Origin of the sequence: Actinomyces sp. oral taxon 181, from assembly GCF_018370895.1 — a bacterium.
In the GTDB taxonomy this organism is placed as follows: Bacteria; Actinomycetota; Actinomycetes; order Actinomycetales; family Actinomycetaceae; genus Pauljensenia.
Genome location: NZ_JAGYZL010000006.1, coordinates 90,912 through 110,507, shown reverse-complemented (window position 1 = coordinate 110,507; position 19,596 = coordinate 90,912). Strand labels below are relative to the sequence as shown.

16 protein-coding genes are annotated in these 19,596 nt (G+C 57.6%); 3 read left to right on the top strand and 13 right to left on the bottom strand.

Features of this window, described 5'->3' with window-relative positions:
• Positions 1–59 precede the first annotated feature (59 nt).
• From nrdF to KHW85_RS04315, 6 genes are all read right to left on the bottom strand, one after another.
• Positions 60–1,022 (bottom strand): class 1b ribonucleoside-diphosphate reductase subunit beta, encoded by a 963-nt coding sequence (gene nrdF, locus KHW85_RS04340; protein ID WP_019126625.1) that lies wholly within the window; start codon positions 1,020–1,022, stop codon positions 60–62.
• Positions 1,023–1,162: 140 nt separating this feature from the next.
• A complete protein-coding gene (locus KHW85_RS04335) occupies positions 1,163–2,473 on the bottom strand; it encodes an alpha/beta fold hydrolase (RefSeq protein ID WP_291458937.1) in 1,311 nt (436 codons plus the stop codon).
• Between the two features lie 237 nt (positions 2,474–2,710).
• Entirely contained in the window at positions 2,711–3,004 is a 294-nt protein-coding gene (locus KHW85_RS04330; protein WP_291458936.1) for an AzlD domain-containing protein, read from the bottom strand.
• 35 nt (positions 3,005–3,039) lie between these two features.
• A complete protein-coding gene (locus tag KHW85_RS04325) occupies positions 3,040–3,729 on the bottom strand; it encodes an AzlC family ABC transporter permease (protein ID WP_291458935.1) in 690 nt (229 codons plus the stop codon).
• Between the two features lie 104 nt (positions 3,730–3,833).
• Positions 3,834–4,757, bottom strand: a complete 924-nt coding sequence (locus tag KHW85_RS04320) for a ribonuclease H (RefSeq protein WP_291458934.1) — start codon at positions 4,755–4,757, stop codon at positions 3,834–3,836.
• 11 nt (positions 4,758–4,768) lie between these two features.
• Entirely contained in the window at positions 4,769–6,952 is a 2,184-nt protein-coding gene (locus KHW85_RS04315; RefSeq protein WP_291458933.1) for a prolyl oligopeptidase family serine peptidase, read from the bottom strand.
• Here KHW85_RS04315 and KHW85_RS04310 point away from each other — a divergent pair, their 5' ends adjacent.
• Together KHW85_RS04310 and KHW85_RS04305 are read left to right on the top strand one after the other, a co-directional pair.
• Complete coding sequence (locus KHW85_RS04310) at positions 6,953–7,522, top strand: GtrA family protein (protein ID WP_291458932.1); 570 nt, start codon at positions 6,953–6,955, stop codon at positions 7,520–7,522.
• 63 nt (positions 7,523–7,585) lie between these two features.
• Entirely contained in the window at positions 7,586–8,482 is an 897-nt protein-coding gene (locus KHW85_RS04305) for a patatin family protein (protein WP_291458931.1), read from the top strand.
• Between the two features lie 130 nt (positions 8,483–8,612).
• Here the strand turns inward: KHW85_RS04305 and KHW85_RS04300 are convergent, their stop codons facing one another.
• The 7 genes from KHW85_RS04300 to nrdH all read right to left on the bottom strand — a co-directional run bounded on the left by KHW85_RS04300 (position 8,613) and on the right by nrdH (position 17,454).
• Positions 8,613–11,159 (bottom strand): FtsX-like permease family protein, encoded by a 2,547-nt coding sequence (locus KHW85_RS04300; RefSeq protein ID WP_291458930.1) that lies wholly within the window; start codon positions 11,157–11,159, stop codon positions 8,613–8,615.
• Between the two features lie 5 nt (positions 11,160–11,164).
• Positions 11,165–11,896: an ABC transporter ATP-binding protein gene (locus KHW85_RS04295; protein ID WP_291458929.1), complete on the bottom strand. Its 732-nt coding sequence runs from the start codon at positions 11,894–11,896 to the stop codon at positions 11,165–11,167.
• 83 nt (positions 11,897–11,979) lie between these two features.
• Positions 11,980–13,773: an ABC-ATPase domain-containing protein gene (locus tag KHW85_RS04290; RefSeq protein ID WP_291458928.1), complete on the bottom strand. Its 1,794-nt coding sequence runs from the start codon at positions 13,771–13,773 to the stop codon at positions 11,980–11,982.
• Positions 13,774–13,777: 4 nt separating this feature from the next.
• A complete protein-coding gene (locus tag KHW85_RS04285; protein WP_291458927.1) occupies positions 13,778–14,257 on the bottom strand; it encodes a hypothetical protein in 480 nt (159 codons plus the stop codon).
• A gap of 302 nt (positions 14,258–14,559) precedes the next feature.
• Positions 14,560–16,716: a class 1b ribonucleoside-diphosphate reductase subunit alpha gene (gene nrdE, locus KHW85_RS04280; RefSeq protein WP_291458926.1), complete on the bottom strand. Its 2,157-nt coding sequence runs from the start codon at positions 16,714–16,716 to the stop codon at positions 14,560–14,562.
• Positions 16,686–17,102, bottom strand: coding sequence for a class Ib ribonucleoside-diphosphate reductase assembly flavoprotein NrdI (gene nrdI / locus KHW85_RS04275; protein WP_178704823.1), 417 nt, complete (start codon positions 17,100–17,102; stop codon positions 16,686–16,688). The genes nrdE and nrdI overlap by 31 nt, the downstream gene beginning before the upstream one ends.
• A 91-nt stretch (positions 17,103–17,193) precedes the next feature.
• The gene (gene nrdH / locus KHW85_RS04270; RefSeq protein WP_009407829.1) at positions 17,194–17,454 is read right to left on the bottom strand and encodes a glutaredoxin-like protein NrdH; all 261 of its coding nucleotides are present in this window, start codon (positions 17,452–17,454) and stop codon (positions 17,194–17,196) included.
• Between the two features lie 501 nt (positions 17,455–17,955).
• Between nrdH and KHW85_RS04265 the strand changes: the two genes are divergently transcribed.
• Positions 17,956–19,551 (top strand): SpaH/EbpB family LPXTG-anchored major pilin, encoded by a 1,596-nt coding sequence (locus KHW85_RS04265; RefSeq protein WP_291458925.1) that lies wholly within the window; start codon positions 17,956–17,958, stop codon positions 19,549–19,551.
• Positions 19,552–19,596: the final 45 nt, after the last annotated feature.

The window sequence follows — 19,596 nt, the reverse complement described above, 5'->3', positions numbered from 1 at the left end:
GCCGCTTGGCGAGCACCCCCACTTGTAAAGCTCAATGAGCTGAGCTGGTAGAGCAGAACTCAGAAGTCCCAGTCTTCATCTTCGGTGTCGACAACTTCACCCATGACGTAGGAAGAGCCAGAACCAGAGAAGAAGTCGTGGTTCTCATCCGCATTCGGTGAAAGCGCCGCAAGAATTGCGGGGTTCACGTTCGTGGCGTCTGCGGGGAAAAGGGCCTCGTAGCCCAGGTTCATCAGGGCCTTGTTGGCGTTGTAGCGCAGGAACTTCTTAACGTCCTCGGTCAGGCCAAGCGGATCGTAAAGGTCCTCGGTGTATTCTTCTTCGTTTTCGTACAGTTCGAAGAGAAGAGAGAAGGTGTAATCCTTGAGCTCTTGACGACGTGCTTCATCGGATTCGTTCACGGCCAGCTGGTACTTGTAGCCAATGTAGTAGCCGTGAACTGCCTCGTCGCGGATGATCAGACGGATCAGGTCTGCAGTGTTGGTGAGCTTTGCGTGGGCGCTCCAGTACATGGGAGCGTAGAAGCCCGAGTAGAACAGGAAGGATTCAAGCATGGTCGAAGCGACCTTGCGCTTTTCCGGGTCGTCGCCCTGATAGTAGGACTTCACAATCTCTGCCTTGCGCTGCAGGGCCTCATTCTCATTCGACCAGCGGAAGGATTCGTTAATCTCTTCGGTGGACAAAAGCGTGGAGAAGATCGAAGAGTAGGACTTCGCGTGCACCGACTCCATGAAGGCGATGTTCGTGTAAACGGCCTCTTCGTGGGGAGTGCGGGCATCGGGGATCAAAGAGACCGCACCAATGGTTCCCTGAAGGGTGTCAAGCAGGGTCAGACCAGTGAAGACACGGTTCGTCATACGCTGTTCTTCGGCGTTCAGCGTCTTCCACGATGCCAAGTCGTTGCTCAAGGGCACCTTTTCGGGAAGCCAGAAATTACCGGTCAGACGATCCCAGACCTCAAGGTCCTTCTCGTCCTCAATGCGGTTCCAGTTAATCGCTTCGAAAGCTGGCGTTACGCTCACGCGTCCTCCTGACACGAATGTTTTCCACGGCCTCGGCGTGATGGTCGGCGGGCCTGATAGTTTTTAAGGTTACCGTGTTGACGCGCGCGCGTCTGCGCCTCGTCGGAATATTCACGAAAGTGTCTCACGGACCCTAGGTGTTAATCTGCGAGCAGCCCCAGCAAGTGATCGACAACCTTCCCTCCCGAATAGGCAGAGCCATCGTGTTGGTACTCATTCGTGATGTAGTGGTGAGCGCCAATGAGCTCGCCCGTCTGAAGGGACAATTCACGCGGCACAAACATGTCATCGTAGTAGACCGCGGCTGCAACGGGGACCGTGTTCTGCGCCAAGGCCTCGGGAAGGTAAACCGGCGCTGCATCTGTCACCTGCGCGAGGATATCGGCGACCTCCGCCAAGGGAGCGAGTCCCGGGTCCTCGTCGAAGACGCGGTGCATGAAGTGCTCGCCCGTCAGGTAGTAGGGCTCGGAGGTATCCAGGGGATCAGCGTCCTTCGCGAAACCGGGGATCTCTTCGGCTAGGCGGTCAGCTGACCAATTCGTTGCGGTTCCGTGCAATTCGGGCGTTGCGCAGGCGTAGATGAATTCCTGGAAAACACCGTAAATCGGAGCAACATTCGTTGCGTCTCCGATTGCTTCGAGGAATTGGGTGGACAGGCGGCGCTGGCCGTTGATGGTCACCCAAGGACCCTCGAGCAGATAGTGCAGCTGGTCGGTGCGTCCCTGTCCGCCCAGCATCATGCCGATCTGGCGGAAGCGTGCACTGCTCAGGCGCTCACCGGTGGGAAGAAACTCTTCGGTATCGCGCAGGTGCGCTGCGATTTCGCGGACTGTTGTTTCATCCTCGGGGTGACGCTGGAAATAGACGCGGTTGCGCGCTGCTGTGCGCTGGTAGGTCAGGCGGTAGATCTCATCGACATGGACGAGGCCGGGCAGGCCTCCCGTGATGAGGCTGGCTTTCAGGCCCTGGGGCGCAAGCGAGAGGTAGGAAGTTGTGATGAAACCGCCGTAGGACTGGCCAAGAGTCGTCCATGGTTCGTCTCCCGCGAGCTCGTGGCGGAAAGCCTCGGCATCGTAGACGATCTGATCTTGGCGGAAATAGCGCAGGTAGTTGGCCTTTTCCTGTGGCGTCGGAAGGAAGGAGAGGGATTGCGTATCCATGCGGGTGGACTGACCGGTGCCTCGTTGATCGAGGAGGACCACGCGGTAATCCTGAAGTAGGCGGTTTATCCACCCGCTGTCAAAGGTGCCGAAACGAGGGCTGGGATAGCCGGGTCCGCCTTGGAGGAAGACTGCATAGGGCGCGTTTTCCTTGCCGGGACGCACGACCTCGCGCGCGAAGATCTCGATGGTCGGGTTATCTGCACCGAGGGGGCGAGTGTGATCGAGGGGAACGTCGAGGCGGTGCTCGTAGACGGTGTGAGCGTGGTGAGTGTAAGAGGTCGTACGCATGGAACAAGGGTAGCGCCGCGGAGCGCGCGGCGGGACCCGCGGAGTCGGCTGCGGGCGCCGTTCCGCCTGCCGCTCCCCGAATATCACACGAAGTCGGTAAATGTCGCAGGGAATAAGCTGTGTCTTTTGTCGACTTCGTGTGGAGGGGGGTGAGTCTTCGTGTGAGATGGGTCGGGCGGGACGAGGCGGTGGCTGGGGTGTCGAACGCGGCGGGGCGGGGCAGCGCAGGTAAGGCCGCTAGAGCCAGTTCAGCATGAGGATGTAGCTGAGTGTCCCGAGGCCGACGCTCCACAGAAGGCGTCGTTTCGTTGCCAGGTGGACAACAACCGTAATGGTGGTTGCGACAATGGCTGCCCACCACTGGGAGCCCGCAGTGCCCGCATTGTCACTCAAGGTTGCCAGAACAAGGATCAGCAAAATTCCCGGAGGCATCCATACAGCCAGATTCCGAACAAAGCTGGACTCGCGCAGCGGTTCAAGGATTTTAAAGGGGAGCGCGCGCAAGGTGAAGTCGATGACGAAGACGACCAAGAGGATTCCAAAGAGGTAGGGGAGCGAGTGAGATATCAGGATCCCTCACCTCTTTCCGTCATCACATGGCGCACCACAAGGGAAGCGACGAATAGCAGCAGTGCAAGCAAAAGCCGTTGTTGTGGCCAGACCAGCATTGCGATGAGGAATGATCCGGCCGCCAAAATAACCGAGGGAATGTCCTTGAGGGAGCGAATTGAATCGATGGTTAAAGTAATGAACAGCGCAGTGAGCGCGAAATCCAAGCCCTGGATCTGAGCAGGAATGAAAGACCCTGCAAGAACGCCAATTAATCCCGAGGTCACCCATGTCGCGAGATAGGTCACTTGCATGGCAAGAAGACGAGGCTTCGTCCAGCCTTCGGGGCGCGCAGCGGTGATCGCGTAGGCCTCATCAACCAGGGCATACATGGAAAATAGGCGCGCGAGCTTGCCCTCAACGAGGTGGAGAGGGAAGGAAAACGCGTAGAAGAGATGCCGGAAGTTAACGAGCAGCATCGTCACCGCAATGACGGCAATGGGGGTGTATGAAGCCGCCAAAGTAATGACAAGGAGCTCCGCAGATCCTGAATAGGCAGCGAGAGAAAGTGCCGGTGCCATCCACCAGGGCATACCAAGCTGCATGACCAAAATGCCGTATGCAATCCCCAAAGGAATATAGCCCGCCGCAATGGGTGCAGTCATGCGGATTCCGGTGAGGATTTCCGCGCGGGTTGAGGATGGCATTCCCCCATTTTGAGCCGCGGGAACAGGACGTGCATTCGGTGTTCGCGAATCGGAACAGAATGTATCCGTTAACCCGGATGGTCGAGGCTCTTGAGTGAGACGAGTTACCGAGCCGAGATTGGTGAGGACTGGTGCATGAGAATTCGAGGCCCGTTTTCCCCTGCAACCCAGGTGCTGCTTTCGCGCAGCTTTCCGCCCGTCCAGGTCAAAACGTAGGTGATGACCCATGCGTCCGGATAGCCTGTGGCGGTGTTGTGATGGTCGCCTACGCCCTGCACGTGACTGACCTGGAAATTTGAGGACTCCGCATGCTCGGGTGCGCGCCCTTCCAAACCTTGTGTGAGAGAACCGTTGTGCCAGATCCGAATGCACCCGGGTGCTTCGAGTGCTTTGAGAGCAAGAGAGTCTGCGCGAAGCCATGCCTCAAGGAATTGGCGCTCAAGCAGTACTTCCGGCGTTTCCATCTCCGTCGTGTTTCCCGGAATTTCCCTGCCTGCCGAGGCAGCATCAGCTGCGGGCATGGAGGTTTCGAATTCCGTCGCCGTGCTTTCCGCAGGTGAAGCGAACCCCGGTCCGTGAGGAATAGCGCGACCATCGCGATAAGCTTCTGCGCAGGAACGCGCTGCGTCATCGGCACGCTCGTTGAGTGGATGCCCGGCATGCCCCTTGACCCACTCGAAGGTAACTCTGCGCCCCTGCATAGCGCGGTCGATTTCTTGAATGAGCTCGAGGTTTTTAATGGGTTTCTTATCGGCCTTGACCCACCCGCGCTTCTTCCAGCCGGGTGACCACTTGGAGATCACATTGATCGCGTACTGAGAGTCTGCGAGGATGTGGAGATCTTCGTCGGCTAAACCTGCTTGATCGGTGGCTTTGAGGAGTTCAAGGACAGCATTCAATTCGCCCAAATTGTTGGTACCGCTGGGCCACCCGCCCGCATCCCAACACTCCTCTGAGATTACCCATGCCCATCCAGCAGGTCCAGGATTGCCCAGAGAAGAACCGTCTACTGCAGCTGTAATTGTCATAGAAAATTCCTCTACCTGGTGATTCCGACCTGGTGCAGTACGAAGGCAAATTCTTGAGCCCTGGCCTGCCAACGCCCCCTGCGCCCAGAAGCTCCCGCGTGTCCAGCGACCATTTCGGTACGGATCACGATAGGAGGCTGATCGGGAACCTGCGCGGTGGCCTGTCGAAGACGCTGGACCCATTTGTGGGGTTCAACGTAGAAGACTCGCGTGTCATTGATCGAGGTGGTCGCCATGATTGCGGGGTAACGCACGCCTTCGCGGACATTTTCGTAGGGGGTGTAGGAACGCATGAGCGCGTAAACTTCAGGATCTTCAATGGGATTTCCCCATTCCTCCCATTCGCCCACGGTCAAGGGGAGTGAGGGATCCAAGATGGTTGTTAGCGCGTCAACGAAAGGCACTCCCGCGATTATCGCGGCAAAACGATCGGGCTGCGCGTTCGCGACTGCACCCATGAGAAGACCACCTGCGCTACGACCCTCGGCGATCAAACGATCTGGGTGAACCCATCTGGAATCAACCAGATAGTTCGCAACGTCCAAGAAGTCGGTGAAGGTATGGGATTTCACCAGTTTCTTGCCGTCTTCGTACCATGCGCGTCCCATTTCTCCACCGCCACGGATATGGGCGATTGCGTGCACGATGCCTCGTTTAAGGGCAGGAAGACGCAAGATGTCGAATTCGGGGTCAAAGGAAATTTCATAGGACCCGTAGCCGTGGATCCACCCCGCATGTGTTCCGTCGGGCTGGGCATCGCGACGATGAACCAAAGTGACGGGAATTTGAGTGTGCCCATCTCGGGCACTCACCCACACGCGTTCTTCCGTGAAATCAGACGGATCCCAGTTGGGAACCTGAGTGACCTTGAGGATATGCGACTTCCCTGTTCGCAGATCGAGTTCTTCCACGGTGGGTGAGGTGAGGACGCTCTGGTATTCCACTCGAACAAGACAGTCTTCAAATCGCCCAGAACTGAGGGGGTAGAGGCTGCGGATCGCACCTTCTTTGTTGAGTTCTTCCCCGAGCGTCCACAGATCACTGCAATCCGAGGCCGGGATGGGCTTGCCGTCGACGACTTCGAGGCGGCGTGTACGCAGGTAGTAGCGTGCTTGGGGGAGCGCGTCACTCCTGTAGGACAGGGTGAAGAAATCGCGATAGGCCTCGAGATCGCTCAGGCGCTCACCGTCACGGGCAGTGTAGAGCGTCACCCAGCGCTTGGGGTCCACGAGCGAATCCATCGTGCCCTCTTGAGGCAAAGGAATACATGCCAAACTTCCTTCACGTGAAAGCGCCGTGTGGATGACAAGCAGGTGATCGCCTGCGGGCTCAACGTTGATCTGGACATCATCACGCTTGGCAACAATGGGCCGCGGAGGAACGCTGGGTGCATAAGGATCCCACAGCCATGCACCGCCACTGGTTGTCGAGGTCGAATGAACAACGACGTGCCACGGGTCGTTCGACACGGAAAACCACAGATCGAAGGCCTCGTCCGGCTCTTCCAACAGCAGGGAATCCTCATCGATATTTGCGCCCACTTGGTGATGCCAGAGCTGGAACTGGCGCCACGCTTCATCAACCCGCGTGTAGATGAAGGACCGTGAATCAGACGCCCACGCGAAGCCATAGCCCGCGTCACTGACGACCCGGTCAACGATGTCGCCGCTGGATGTGTCCTGAATGATCCACGTCCAGCGTTCGTCCCCTTCGGTATCGCGAGACCAGGCAATCAAGTGTCCATCTGCGGTTGGCACCAATTCCCCGACTTTGAAGAACTCTTCGCCTTGGGCACACAGGTTTTCGTCGAGAAGGAGCTGCTCGCCTTCCAGTGTTTCGCTATCTGCCAGCAGCGGGGTTTCGGTGTAGTGCAGGGCAGAAACTCGATAATGCTTCGCGTAGGAATCTTCGTGGAATTGGCGCTGGAAGTACCACCAGTCACCAATCCGCTGAGGAGCCGAATAGACAACAGGTGCAGTGAAAGAATCGAACTCTGAAACAAGAGTGTCGACCAATTCCCGTGTAGGTTCGCACACCTTGTCCGCCCAGCGGTTTTCCGCCTGGATATGAGTCACAACCTGGGGATCATTACGGTCGCGCAGCCAATCCCAGGGATCGTCAAAGTAGTCCCCATGGATGGAACGAACGCGCGTGCCAAAACGCTGCGGGGCAAGAGGAGCTGCTTCTTCAGTCATATGGATACTGTAAGGGAGTACACCCGCATCTGGAGACCGTTCGGGGCACGCTGGCCAAACGCCCTCAAATTAAACGTTAAAATCAGTACCGTGCCCACAGATCAACACATCACTACACAAGCCCCCCAGAGCCTCGGAGAGACTCTGCGCGCGTGGATTAAGGAATTCATCCAATTCGGACTGGTTGGAGCAACCGCCTTCGTCATCGACATGGGGCTGTTCAACCTTTTTCAGCACGGACCGCTGGGATTCCTTTCAGGCCATGTCAATACCGCGAACGCGCTTGCAGCCAGCATCGCGACCATCTACTCGTGGATCATGAACCGCGTGTGGACCTACCGCGGGCGAACTCAGGAAAATGCGGGACGTGAAGCATTTCTATTCTTCTTTGCGAACGTGTGCGGCATTGGAATTACGCAGTTCTGCCTGCTGTTCACGCACCACATCCTCGGTTTGACGTCGCCTCTGGCGGATAATATTTCCGCCTATGTCGTCGGCTTTGCGCTGGGAACGGCTTTCCGCTTTGTTTTCTATCACTACGTCGTATTCACGGGAACAAAGAACAGGTAATTTTCGCCATATATTCGTCCCCACCCCTTCGCCTGCCCCCGCTTTGCGCCGTAGAGTCGAGGGGTGAACACGAAAACTCTCAAGCACATTGATGACACTGCCCTGGTTTTCGAAGGCGGCGGTATGCGCGGCGCCTTCACCGCTGGAATCGCCGCAACCCTGATCGAAGAGGGTATTGATTTCCCCCATGTTTCGGGGATTTCCGCGGGTTCATCGAACACCGTTAACTATGTGTCTCGAGATGCTCAGCGTGCTCACGATACTTTCACGACAGTCGCCGACAGCCCTGAATTCGGAGGTCTCAAGCACTGGGTGCACGGCCGCGGGATGTTCAATGTCGACTATTTGTACGATGAGATCGCTCAGCCCGACGGCGATGCGCCTTTGGACCTCGATACTTTCCTTTCGAACCCGGCAGAGGTTCGCATCGGAGCCTTCAATGCGACCCGAGGGGAAGAAGTCTGGTTCACCAAGGAAGATATGCGTACGGTGGAAGAAGTTGGTCGCTGCGTTCGTGCCTCCTCGACGCTGCCGATCATCATGCCGACGGTCACGATCGATGGCGACACCTACGTTGATGGAGCCCTTGGGCCCGATGGTGGAATCCCGCTGGATGCACCCATGCGCGATGGCTACCGCAAGTTCTTCGTCGTCCTTACGCGCCCGCGAGAATTCGTCAAGTCCCCGATCAAGCCCGGCGTTTACTCCGCCCTCAGGCTGGCTTTCCCCCATCTTCCCTCCATTGCCGAGGCCGTGGCCCGCCGTACCGTTGCCTACAACGCTGCCCGCCGGAAGCTATTTGAGCTGGAGGAACAGGGACGTGCGCTGATCGTGACCCCCGAAGATCTGGCCATCGACAAGATGGAGATGAATGTTGACCGCCTTGAAGATGCCTTTGATGCCGGAGTTGCTCTGGCGCGTCGGGATCTTCCCCGTTGGGAAGCTTTTTTGGGGCTCTAAGGCAGTCTTCAGCGCTCATCAGCGCAAGAAAACTCAGCACCTTGAATAACAAGGGTGTGGGGCCAGACGGAAAACCGCCCGGCCCCACACCCTTACTTGTGATCTGGCAGAAAGCCTGAATATTCCGGTCTTATTCGGTAGCCAGGGCGACCGAAGGACTGACCTTTGCTGCTCTGCGACCAGGTAGCCACGAGGCAAGGAGTGCAGCAAGGATCGCGATCATGACCACCGCAAGGATCTGCATCCATGGGATGGTGATGAAGACCGTTACACCTTCCAGGGGAAGCGCAAGGATGCCGATCGCTCCAAAGAAGATCCCGCAGGCGGTTCCGATAAGCGCTCCTGTCACCGAGATGAACAATGCTTCAAGAGCGAGCATGGATTTCATCTGCCTCTTGGTCAGGCCAAGGGCTCGAAGCAGGCCATTTTCGCGGGTGCGTTCGGCAACTGACAGTGACAGAGTGTTCGCAACGCCCACCAGTGCAACCAGGACAGACACTCCCAGTAGAGCGACGACAATGAGCAGCATCCGGTTAATGATGCCCGTGTACATCTCACGTTCGATCGCTGAACCGCCAACAGACAGACCGGTGTCAATCTTTTCCAGGTTCTTCTGGACAGCTGTCGCAGAGGCACCATCCTTGAGCTTGACAATCATTCCGGTAATTGGAGCCTTGGGAGCAATTTTCAGTAGATTCGCCTGACTGACCTTATACGGTGCTGTGGAATTCTTGTCGTACTTTGCCTTCAGGGTCATGCAAGACCCTTCGGCTGCACACAGCTTGACGTTCTTCCCATCCAGGGAACCCAAACTGACCATCACAGTCGCATCGTCGATCTGGTCGACGCTCGAGTGCGCGACCGTTGAGTAGTTGGGCTCTCCTAAAATTTGCATCGCTCCGGGCTCTTCAGAACCACTACCACCGGGGGCAATGGTTCCATCCTCTGCATTAGCGCCGCCGACGGTGGAATAGACAGGGACTGTAGCGGCAACTCCATCGGTCGAAGAGATGCGCGACTGGATATCGCTACTCAGGGCCTCGTCGCTGAAGCTCGACACCGAAATATCGAAAGGACGACGCTCATTGACTTCATTAATCAAGGAGTCGCGCATCGACGAGGCGCCGACCATCATGGTGACAACTAAGGTGACGCCAATGACAATCGATGTACCGGTTGCGGCTGTTCGACCGGGGTTGCGGACCGTGTTTTCGCGTGCCATTCGCGCAAGCATTCCCGGCCACAGCTTCCCAAAGAGCTTTGTTGCCGCGGGGACAATGACGGTGCAGGTAATGAGAATACCCACCAAGCACAGCAATGACAGGCCGAAAGAGGCCAAGAATTTCTGCGAATCATTGTGAATACGAAGTGAGGCGAACAAACTTCCACCGCACAGCACCGTCATCAGCAGTCCCAGGGTCAACGCGAAACGGTGGCTCTTCTGGGAAGTCGCGTCGGCCTCGTTAATCGGGGAAAGGGCAGCGATCGGTGGAACTTGAGAAACCGCGCGGGCAGGTCGGCGCCCAACGAAAACGGTCAGTAGGGTACCGAAGAGCCACACGAGCACGACATAGAGGGGTGAAATCGAGGAGATGACATCGACAAAAGTGGTGTCCTCTGTGGTTGTGCTCAGCAAGCCGCCCAGTAGGAGTCCCAAGACGATGCCGACGAGCGAGGAAATCCCGCCAACCGCATAGGTCTCGCGGCGAACCAGAGAGCGCACCTGCTTCGTACTTCCGCCGAGTGCGCGCAGAAGTGCCAGTTCGCGCCTGCGCTGTTGGAGCAGTACTCGGAAGGTCGAAGAGACGACAACCGAGGCAACCACGATTGCAATAGCCGGGAAGATCAGCGCAATCGCGGTGATCATCGCCGATGAGATTTGAATCGCTCGCAGGTTTTCGTCCACGGTTGCGGAAACACTCGTCACTTTGACGCCCTTGAGTGAAGCCAGCTCAGTTGTGAGCTTTTGTGTCCACTTTTCCTGATCATCAGTTGAGGGGTTTCCGTACTTATTCACTGCAGGCGCATTGGTCGCAACGTGAATTTCACCGGTCGGCTTCATTCCCGTGCTCGCCTCGAAACCTTGAGTCGTCACGTAGGACGGTGCCAAAGTGCGATTTCCAGAAGAGTAGGTTCCGACGATGGTGAACTCGTGTGCGGAAACCGCATTGTCACGGGACAGGCTTGTCAGTTTGTCGCCAATTTTGAGGGAAGATTCCTTTGCCGTGCGCTGGGGAATGACGATTTCCGAGGCCGTGGCAGGGGCTTTTCCTTCACTCATCTTCACTGCGCTGAGGGGTTCCGCGAGCGCTGGAGAGAGGAAGATCGTTGTCTGATCGTTGCCGGCCTTCACTGCAATGGGGTATTGCGCTGTAATTCCAACCGCCGTCACGCCCTGAATCTTTGCGATCTTTTGGGTGAGGGTATCGAAATCATTGCCGACCTGGGCAGGCGTCATGTTCAGCGCCTCGTCATCGGCAGGACTGTAGGTGACCACTGATGTGGTCCCGCGGTAGGAATTGCGGACGCTACCGGTAAGCGATGAGGTCATCGTATTTGAGAACAAGAGCGTGATGACGATGAACGCAGTGGAGATGGCAACCGCCAAGCCAGTTGAGAAGTAGCGGCGACCGTGGGAATGAAGATTGGCTTTTAACAGCCGTGTCGTTGCGCTCACGGATGTCACCTCAACGCGGCATTCAGCTGCTCTTCGCTGGCATTGCGAAGATCGGACACGATTTGGCCGTCACGGACAACCAAGACGCGATCAGCGTAGGTTGCGGCATGAACATCGTGAGTGACCATAATGACGGACTGACCCAGTTCGGTAACTGCTCGACGCAATAGATCAAGAACCTCTGAGGTCGAGTGAGAATCTAGGTTACCGGTGGGTTCGTCAGCAACGATGACTGCGGGACGGCTCATCAGTGCACGAGCTACAGCCACACGCTGCTGCTGGCCACCCGAAAGTTCTGATGGCCTGTGGTTGAGGCGTTGTTCCAGCCCCAGCGAAGAAACAACGAACGTGAACCAGTCTTCATCAACTTTCTGTCCCGCAAGTTCCAAGGGGAGAAGGATGTTTGCCTTGGCATCCAGGGTGGGAATCAAGTTGAAGCTCTGGAAGATAAAACCGATGCGATCACGGCGAAGTTTCGTCAGATCAGCATCTTTCAAAGCGGTGATCTCTGTGTTTTCGATGAGCACGCGGCCTGAGGTCAGCGAATCGAGTCCCGCAAGAATGTGCATCATGGTGGACTTACCCGAGCCGGAGGGGCCCATAATTGCGGTAAATTCACCAGCGTAGAAATCAACGGTGACGTTATTGAGGGCAGTGACCTGGGTATCACCCATGCCGTAAACCTTGGACACGTTAGCGAGGCGAACGATCGGGGTCGCAGATGGATCTGTATTCATGCCTCCATCATGGCGGCGCGAGCAGAGCGAGCGCTATGGGGGGATGCCCTGGGCCTTCCCTGATTTCCCCCGGTGTGCCCCCCTTAGTCTTTGGTGGTGCTGGAGGGCTCTTTCTCGCTCAAGCTCAGTCCTCGGAAGCGGTTGAGGGCCGCCGCGACATCGACGAGGCGTGGGCGGGCGAGGCGTCCTGGCAGGGCGTGCGCCCCGAACTTTACGACGGCATCCAGACCTTCAGAGTTCAGTGCGCGCTCAAGGCGCGCCAAAAGATCACTGAGGCTACTTGCCCCATTCGCGTAGGTGTAAAGCAATCCGCGAAGCATCCATGCAATTGCCTCGGTCTGCCCAGGATCCACAATCTGCTCAACGTCGCCCAAGTCAAGGTTGATCTTGTCGATGGTGATTGAGGACAAACCTGCTGCCTTCGTCTTTGGCCGATCGGAGGAATGCAAACGCGCAGGGGCGCACCGCGCTAAAGGAGCGCTCATTGTCAGGTTCTGATGTGCACGAGGAAGCTCGTCGATGACTTGACGGGCTCGATCGCTCACGTCTAGGCAGCGGTAGTGGTCCATCATCAAGACCCGATCTGCCTGATCGAGATAATCTCCCGATCCACCCATGACGAGGATCGTTGAGACACCCAGATCTTTGTGAAGAGAGGAAATTCGATCAACCAGAGGAGTAATCGGCTCTTTCTCTGATTGGACCAGCTCGCGCATGCGCGCATCACGGATCATGAGGTTCGTTGCGCTGGTGTCTTCGTCGATCAGTAGAAGCGTCGAAGCCAACTGGATTGACTCGATTAAGGATGCAGCCTGCGATGTTGAACCCGAGGCATTCTCAGTGGAGAAATGCGTTGTGTCGGTATCTCCCGGAAGATGAGTGATGAAGGATGAGACGTCGACGCCGGTGACCGCCCGACCATCGGCAGCGCGTACCTTCATCGCATCCTCAAGGGTTGCAACGTATTCGCGGCCATCTCCAGGAATGTGCGCATATACGCCGCGCTGAATCGCGCCCAAAAGCGTGGACTTACCGTGGTATCCGCCGCCGACAATCACCGTGACTCCGGGCTCGATTGCCATCCCGCGAAGGATGCCGGCGTGGGGGAGCTCGACCTCGGCCTCGAGAGTAGCGGGGGAGGTGAAGGGAAGTGCACCCTCCATGGGGGACTGCGAGACTCCGCTGCGGCGAGCAAGAATGGAACCGTTGGCGATGAAAGATACCCAGCCGCGATCGATGAGGATCTGCTGCAGGGCACGATAATCCTCGTAAACCGCGATATGACGCAACAAAGCCTCACGTTCGCGTTCGACTTCAGGAATATCGCTCAGGTAGTCGAAAGTATCTTGGACTGCATCCGGTACGTCGAGGTCGAAAATCTGTGCTGCGCGGTGGCCAAGGATTGTTCGGCCTCGTGCGGGCATACGGACTTCAAAACGCAATTCAACGCGGTCGGGCTTGACGGTGCAGGCACTGCGATCAAGAATCTCGACGCTGGGGGACATTACCTGAATGTCATGAAGGCGTCGCTCGCGTAGGGAACGGTTGAAAGCACGCAGTAGGTAATCTGCGCACGCTGCCCGGGCATCGGGTGAGGCGATTGCGGCCTGTGGAAGTCCCATTTCCTGCGGGGTTGAAATGGCACGCACCTTCGAGGGCGGAGCGTAGGGATCGGCCTGAATTCGGTCGATTGAAAGCGAGAAGCTCCCGAAATCCCACATTCCAACGACGGACTTGTAAGCGGGATACGAGCGTCCATCAAGTTTGTGAAGCGTTCGGATGAGTTCCTCATCGCTACCGGTGTGTTTGCGGAACTCAGCGGTAGAACTCTGGCCGGAAATGCGCTGTGCGCGCTCTTGATTGCTTGAGGTGCTCATGAGCTCAGCCGATCGCGTGCGAGATCGTGATGATCGCGTAAATGATGAGGAAAACGACCAGGCAGGAGTGAATGACTGTGCCTGCGATGCCCAGAGATCGGGCGATGAGGGCCTTCTGATAGGAATTTTCGGGAAGGGATGCCGAGCGAGCGCTCTTGATCGCGGAAGTGCTCCATGCCCATGCCGGAATCGAGCCGAAAAGGCCGATGAGGAACAGACCAAGAAGAGCAAGAACCAGTGGGCCGTTGCTGGGGACTTCGCGTGCCTCCAGCGTCGGGGTGGTCGGCGTGTAGGTGAATTCAGGTGCGCCGAACTGGGGTTGGGGGGAAGTTTGGGGCTGTTGGGGTGCAGCGGGAGTTGGCGCTGGCATTGCCGAGGGTGGTGCTGGCACTTGCGGTACCTGCGCGGATTCCGCGTATCCCGGAGCGTTCATTGGGACGGGGGCTGTGAATGGTCCGGAGTTCTGCGGATCAGGTTGCGTCATGCCTCCATCATAGGCAATGGCTTGAGGTACAGGCGCGTTCCAAGCATCCTCTAAGCGTGCTCCACATGAAGTCGGTGTTTGTCACAGGTTATGCCCTGTGTCTTTTCCCGACTTCGTGTGACTTTCCGAGGCCGTGCCCCCACGTGACTTTCCGAGGCCGTGCCCCCCCACGTGGCTTTCCGAGGCCGTGCCCGCTGGTCCGCGTGCCTCTTTCCGCACCCGGAGGCACTCCGCGCAGTAGCACAAATACAATGCGGGGGCCGGTTTCCCGACCCCCGCTCTACCCGCAAACGGGCTTGACGTCACAGCATGCAGGACACGCAGCCCGAAACTTCGGTGCCTTCCAGTGCCATCTGACGCAGTCGCATGTAGTACAGGGTCTTGATGCCCTTCTTCCACGCGTAGATGTAGGACTTGTTAAGGTCACGCGTGGTCACCGTATCGGGGTAGAACAGCGTGAGCGACAGGCCCTGATCGACGTGCTGGGTCGCCACCGCGTAGGTGTCGATGATCTTCTCGGGGCCGATTTCGTACGCATCCTGGTAGTACTCCAGGTTTTCGTTCGTCATGTAGGGCGCAGGGTAGTAGACGCGACCGATCTTGCCTTCCTTGCGGATTTCGATGCGTGACACGATCGGGTGGATCGACGAGGTCGAGCCGTTGATGTACGAGATCGAACCGGTCGGCGGGACCGCCTGCAGGTTCTGGTTGTACATACCGTACTGGGCGACGTCGGCCGCCAGAGCCGCCCAATCCTCCTGCGTGGGCAGGTGGATTGTCGAGGCCGCAAGAAGTTCGCGGCAGCGCTCAGTTTGGGGCTCCCACACCTGGTCGATGTACTTGCGGAAGTACTCGCCCGAGGCGTACTGGGAATCCTCGAAGCCCTCGAAGCTCACTCCGCGCTCGCGGGCAATCGTGCACGAGGCCTTGATGGCCTCGTAGGCGACGGCCATAAAGTACATATTCGTGAAGTCCAGGGCTTCTTCGCTGCCGTAGTAGACGTGCTCGCGGGCGAGGTAGCCGTGGAGGTTCATCTGGCCCAGGCCGATGGCGTGACTCATAGCGTTACCGCGGGCGATCGAAGGCACCGACTGGATATCCGACAGATCGGAGACGGCAGTCAGGCCGCGGATGGCGGTCTCGATGGTCTTGGAGAAGTCCGGGGAATCCATGGTCTTCGCGATATTGAGCGAGCCCAGGTTGCAGGAAATGTCCTTACCAATGTGCGAGTAGGAGAGGTCATCGTCGTAGGTCGAGGCCTCGGACACCTGGAGGATTTCCGAGCACAGGTTCGACATGGTGATGCGGCCCTTGATGGGGTTCGCAGCGTTGACCGTGTCTTCGAAGACAATGTAGGGGTAGCCGGACTCGAACTGAATTTCGGCGATGGTCTGGAAGAAACGACGTGCGTTGATCTTCTTCTTGTGGATACGGCCATCATCGACCATCTCGTGGTACTTCTCGGTGACCGAGATTTCCGAGAAGGGCACGCCGTAGACGCGCTCGACGTCGTAGGGGCTGAAGAGGTACATGTCCTCGTTCTTGCGAGCCAGTTCGAAGGTGATGTCGGGGATGACCACGCCCAAGGAGAGAGTCTTAATACGGATCTTCTCATCCGCATTCTCGCGCTTGGTGTCCAGGAACTGCATGATGTCCGGGTGGTGTGCGTGCAGGTAGACGGCACCTGCGCCCTGGCGTGCGCCCAGCTGGTTTGCGTAGGAGAAGGAGTCCTCGAGAAGCTTCATCACGGGAACCACGCCACTGGACTGGTTCTGAATCTTCTTGATCGGGGCGCCGGCCTCGCGAAGGTTGGTGAGCTGCAGGGCCACGCCACCGCCGCGCTTGGACAGCTGCAGTGCGGAGTTGATGCCGCGGGCAATGGACTCCATGTTGTCTTCGATGCGCAGAAGGAAGCAGGAGACGAGCTCGCCTCGCGCGGCCTTGCCGGCGTTGAGGAAGGTCGGGGTTGCCGGCTGGAAACGTCCGGTCATCATCTCATCGACCAGGTGTCGCGCCATCTCGATGTCGCCCTGTGCCAGGTAGAGCGCGACCATGACGACGCGGTCTTCGAAGCGCTCCAGGTAGCGGGTTCCATCGAAGGTCTTGAGCGTGTACGAGGTGTAGTACTTGAAGGCGCCCAGGAAGGTAGGGAAGCGGAACTTGTGGGCGTAGGCCTGCTTGTGGAGGTCCTTGATGTCCTGGAAATCGTATTGGTCCAAGACGTGCTTCTCGTAGTAGCCCTGCTCGACCAGGTATTCCATCTTCTCTTCCAGGTCGTGGAAGAAGACGGTGTTCTGGTTGACGTGCTGGAGGAAGTACTGGCGCGCTGCCTGTCGATCGGCCTCGAATTGGATCTTGCCGTCGGCGTCGTAGAGGTTCAGTTGCGCGTTGAGCGCGTGGTAATCCAGCTCGGGGGAGGGGGCTGTTTCTACTCCTGTGTCGGTGAGGTTTTCTGCCAAAACTCGCTCAATCCTTCGCGAACTCGTGAGACGTCTTCGGCAGTGCCGAGGAGCTCAAATTTGTACATGTGGGGGATGTGTAATTTTGCGGAGATGATGTCTCCGGCCAGGCAGTAGGCCGTGCCGAAGTTTGTGTTCCCGGAAGAGATGACTCCGCGGCAAAGGCCACGGTTGTGTTCATCGTTGAGGAACTTGATGACTTGTTTGGGGACTGCTCCCTTGACGTTGCCTCCGCCATAGGTGGGGACGATGAGGACGTAGGGCTGATCGACGTGAAGGAATCCGTCACGGGGGAGAAGTGGGATTCGCTGTGCTGGGAATCCGAGTTTTTCCACGAAACGGCGGGTATTGCCCGTCGCCGACGAGAAGTAGACGACGTTGACCATGTGGTCTTTTCCTTTCACGAGGCCGCCCCTGGGCAGGGGGCAAAAAGTGACCCGGTCCCCCGGTTTGCTTGGGGGACCGGGTGGGTTGCTTTTAGGCGTTAACGACGCGTGCCGTTCCCATTGCCGAGGCCTGTGCTGCGGCCTTGATGAGATCGGGGCGGTAGCCGCTCCAGTGGTCTTCACCGGCGATAACGACGGGAGCTTGCTGGTAGCCCAAGCCCTTAATGAACTCGAGTGCCGAGGGGTCTTCGGTGAGGTCGACCTTCGTGTAGTCCAGTCCCTGCTTGTCGAGTGCGCGGTAGGTCGCATCGCACTGGACACACATGGGCTTGGAGTAGACGGTGATAGACATGGTCGGACCTTTCAATGTCGTGTGTTGATGTGTGTTTTTCCGCTGTTTACCCGGGGGAGCGGAACATGCGATAACACTACACCTTGTGTGTGCTTTCGTCACGAGACCCAATATGTTGTGTCTAACTATGTTCCTGACCCTAGATGTGGATGGATGAGTGTTCCTCTGTGGATGGGGTGTGGATGAGGGTGGCTTACATCGGTGTAATTTGAGGAAATTGTGCCCGAGGGGGCCTGTGGATAGAGCTCCTCGATTTCTCCACAGAGTGGGTTGAGGCTGTGGGTAAGCGCACGAAAAATTCGAAAAATTTCGTGCCCATGTCGGCGTGTCGCACCTACCGCATGAGCGTTTGTGGCTTCGTCCCGAATGGATCGCCGGTGGTCACCATGAAACAGCGTCTCAGGCAGATAACTTTGCCCAAGACACGGACCCTGTAAATGACTAGTTCAATCGCCATCACTTAATCTGTTTAAAGATCCCGTACAACAGGAGAACACAAAAATGACAACTCTTAAGACCCGTCGAGGTATCAGCCTCCTCGCCGTCATCGCGGTTGCCACCGGTGCCGCAGCGGTTCCTGGTATTGCTACGGCGGCCCCCTCCGGATCGGCATTCGGTGTTGTTGCCACCGCTGAGCGTCTTCCCTCACTGGTTGATCTGGATACCAACAGGACCGGCTCCATCACCATCCACAAGCTAGTGAAGGACGCCACCAACGGCATCAGCGAAGGTACCGGTCTTGAGGACAGCACCGTTACCGGTACCCCGCTTGACGGCACAAAGTTCACCGTCGAGCGTTTGACCAATGTTGACCTGACCACTCAGGCTGGCTGGGAGAAGCTCGTTGGTTTCAACGGTGACGTTGCTACCGCGAAGGCAGACGGCGTTGACGCAGCAGTTGAGAAGACAACGGCTGGCGGCGGTCTGGCCACATTCTCCAACCTGCCCCTGGGCGCCTACGTCGTGACCGAGATCGAAACCCCCGCGGGCTACGTCGGCTCCAAGCCCTTCATCGTCACGGTTCCGATGACAAACCCGAAGGACCTGAACAAGTGGGTCTACGACGTTCACGCATACCCGAAGAACGCCAAGGCCGGCGTCGAGAAGACCGTCGCCGACGAAAGCACCCCCGCGGTGGGTTCGGAGATTTCCTACGCCTTGAAGTCCGACATCCCCGCAGTTGAGGGCCTTGACTTCTACGATGTCGTCGACCAGTACGATAAGCGAGTTGAACTGCCCGAAGCCGCCATCATGCTGAAGATCATCAACGGCAAGACCGGTGAGGTTGCTCTGACCAAGGGCACCGACTACAAGCTGATCGGCGCCACCGGCACCGACAGCACAACCATGTTCTGGACCGCTGAGTTCACTGAGACCGGCCGCGCCAAGCTGATTGCGAACCGTAAGGACGACACCACCAAGGTCCAGATGGACCTGGTTGGTACCGTCAAGGAAAAGGTCGGCACCGACGGTATCTTCAAGAACAAGGGCATCTTGCTCCCCAACGCTCCCACCAACGGTTGGAAGCCCAACTCGGGTGAGGTTCCCCCGCCGGATTACCCGAACTCTGAGGTTGTTTCCAAGTTCGGCAAGGTGAAGATCACCAAGGTTTCCGCAGAAGATACAAGCGCGAAGCTCAAGGGCGCAGAGTTCGAGGTGTACCAGTGCACGCCTCAGAGCACTCCCACCAAGAACTTCGACCCGGTTGACGCAACCCTGGACACGAAGCTGAGCCCCGCCGGTGTTACCACCTACGTGACCGACGCGAACGGTGAGGTTGCCATCGATGGCCTGCGCAACAACGACTGGGCAAACAACAAGCAGGTCACCAACCCCGGTTGGTACTGCCTCGTTGAGACCAAGGCTCCCGAAGGCTTCGAGCTCCAGACTCGCCCGATCGCCTTCCAGGTCCTCGAGACCAACTCGACGGCTGATAACCACTACACCCTGGAGACCGCGGTCAAGGATGCTCCTCGCAATGGTGGATTCCGCCTTCCCATTACCGGTGCTGCCGGTGTGGGCGTGCTGATCGCAGCTGGCTCCGCACTTGTTGTCGGCGCTGGCGCCATCACCATTGCGAACAAGCGTCGCAAGTAAAACGTCTGATCTCTAACAGCCGGGTGCGGGAAGACCCGTGGGTCT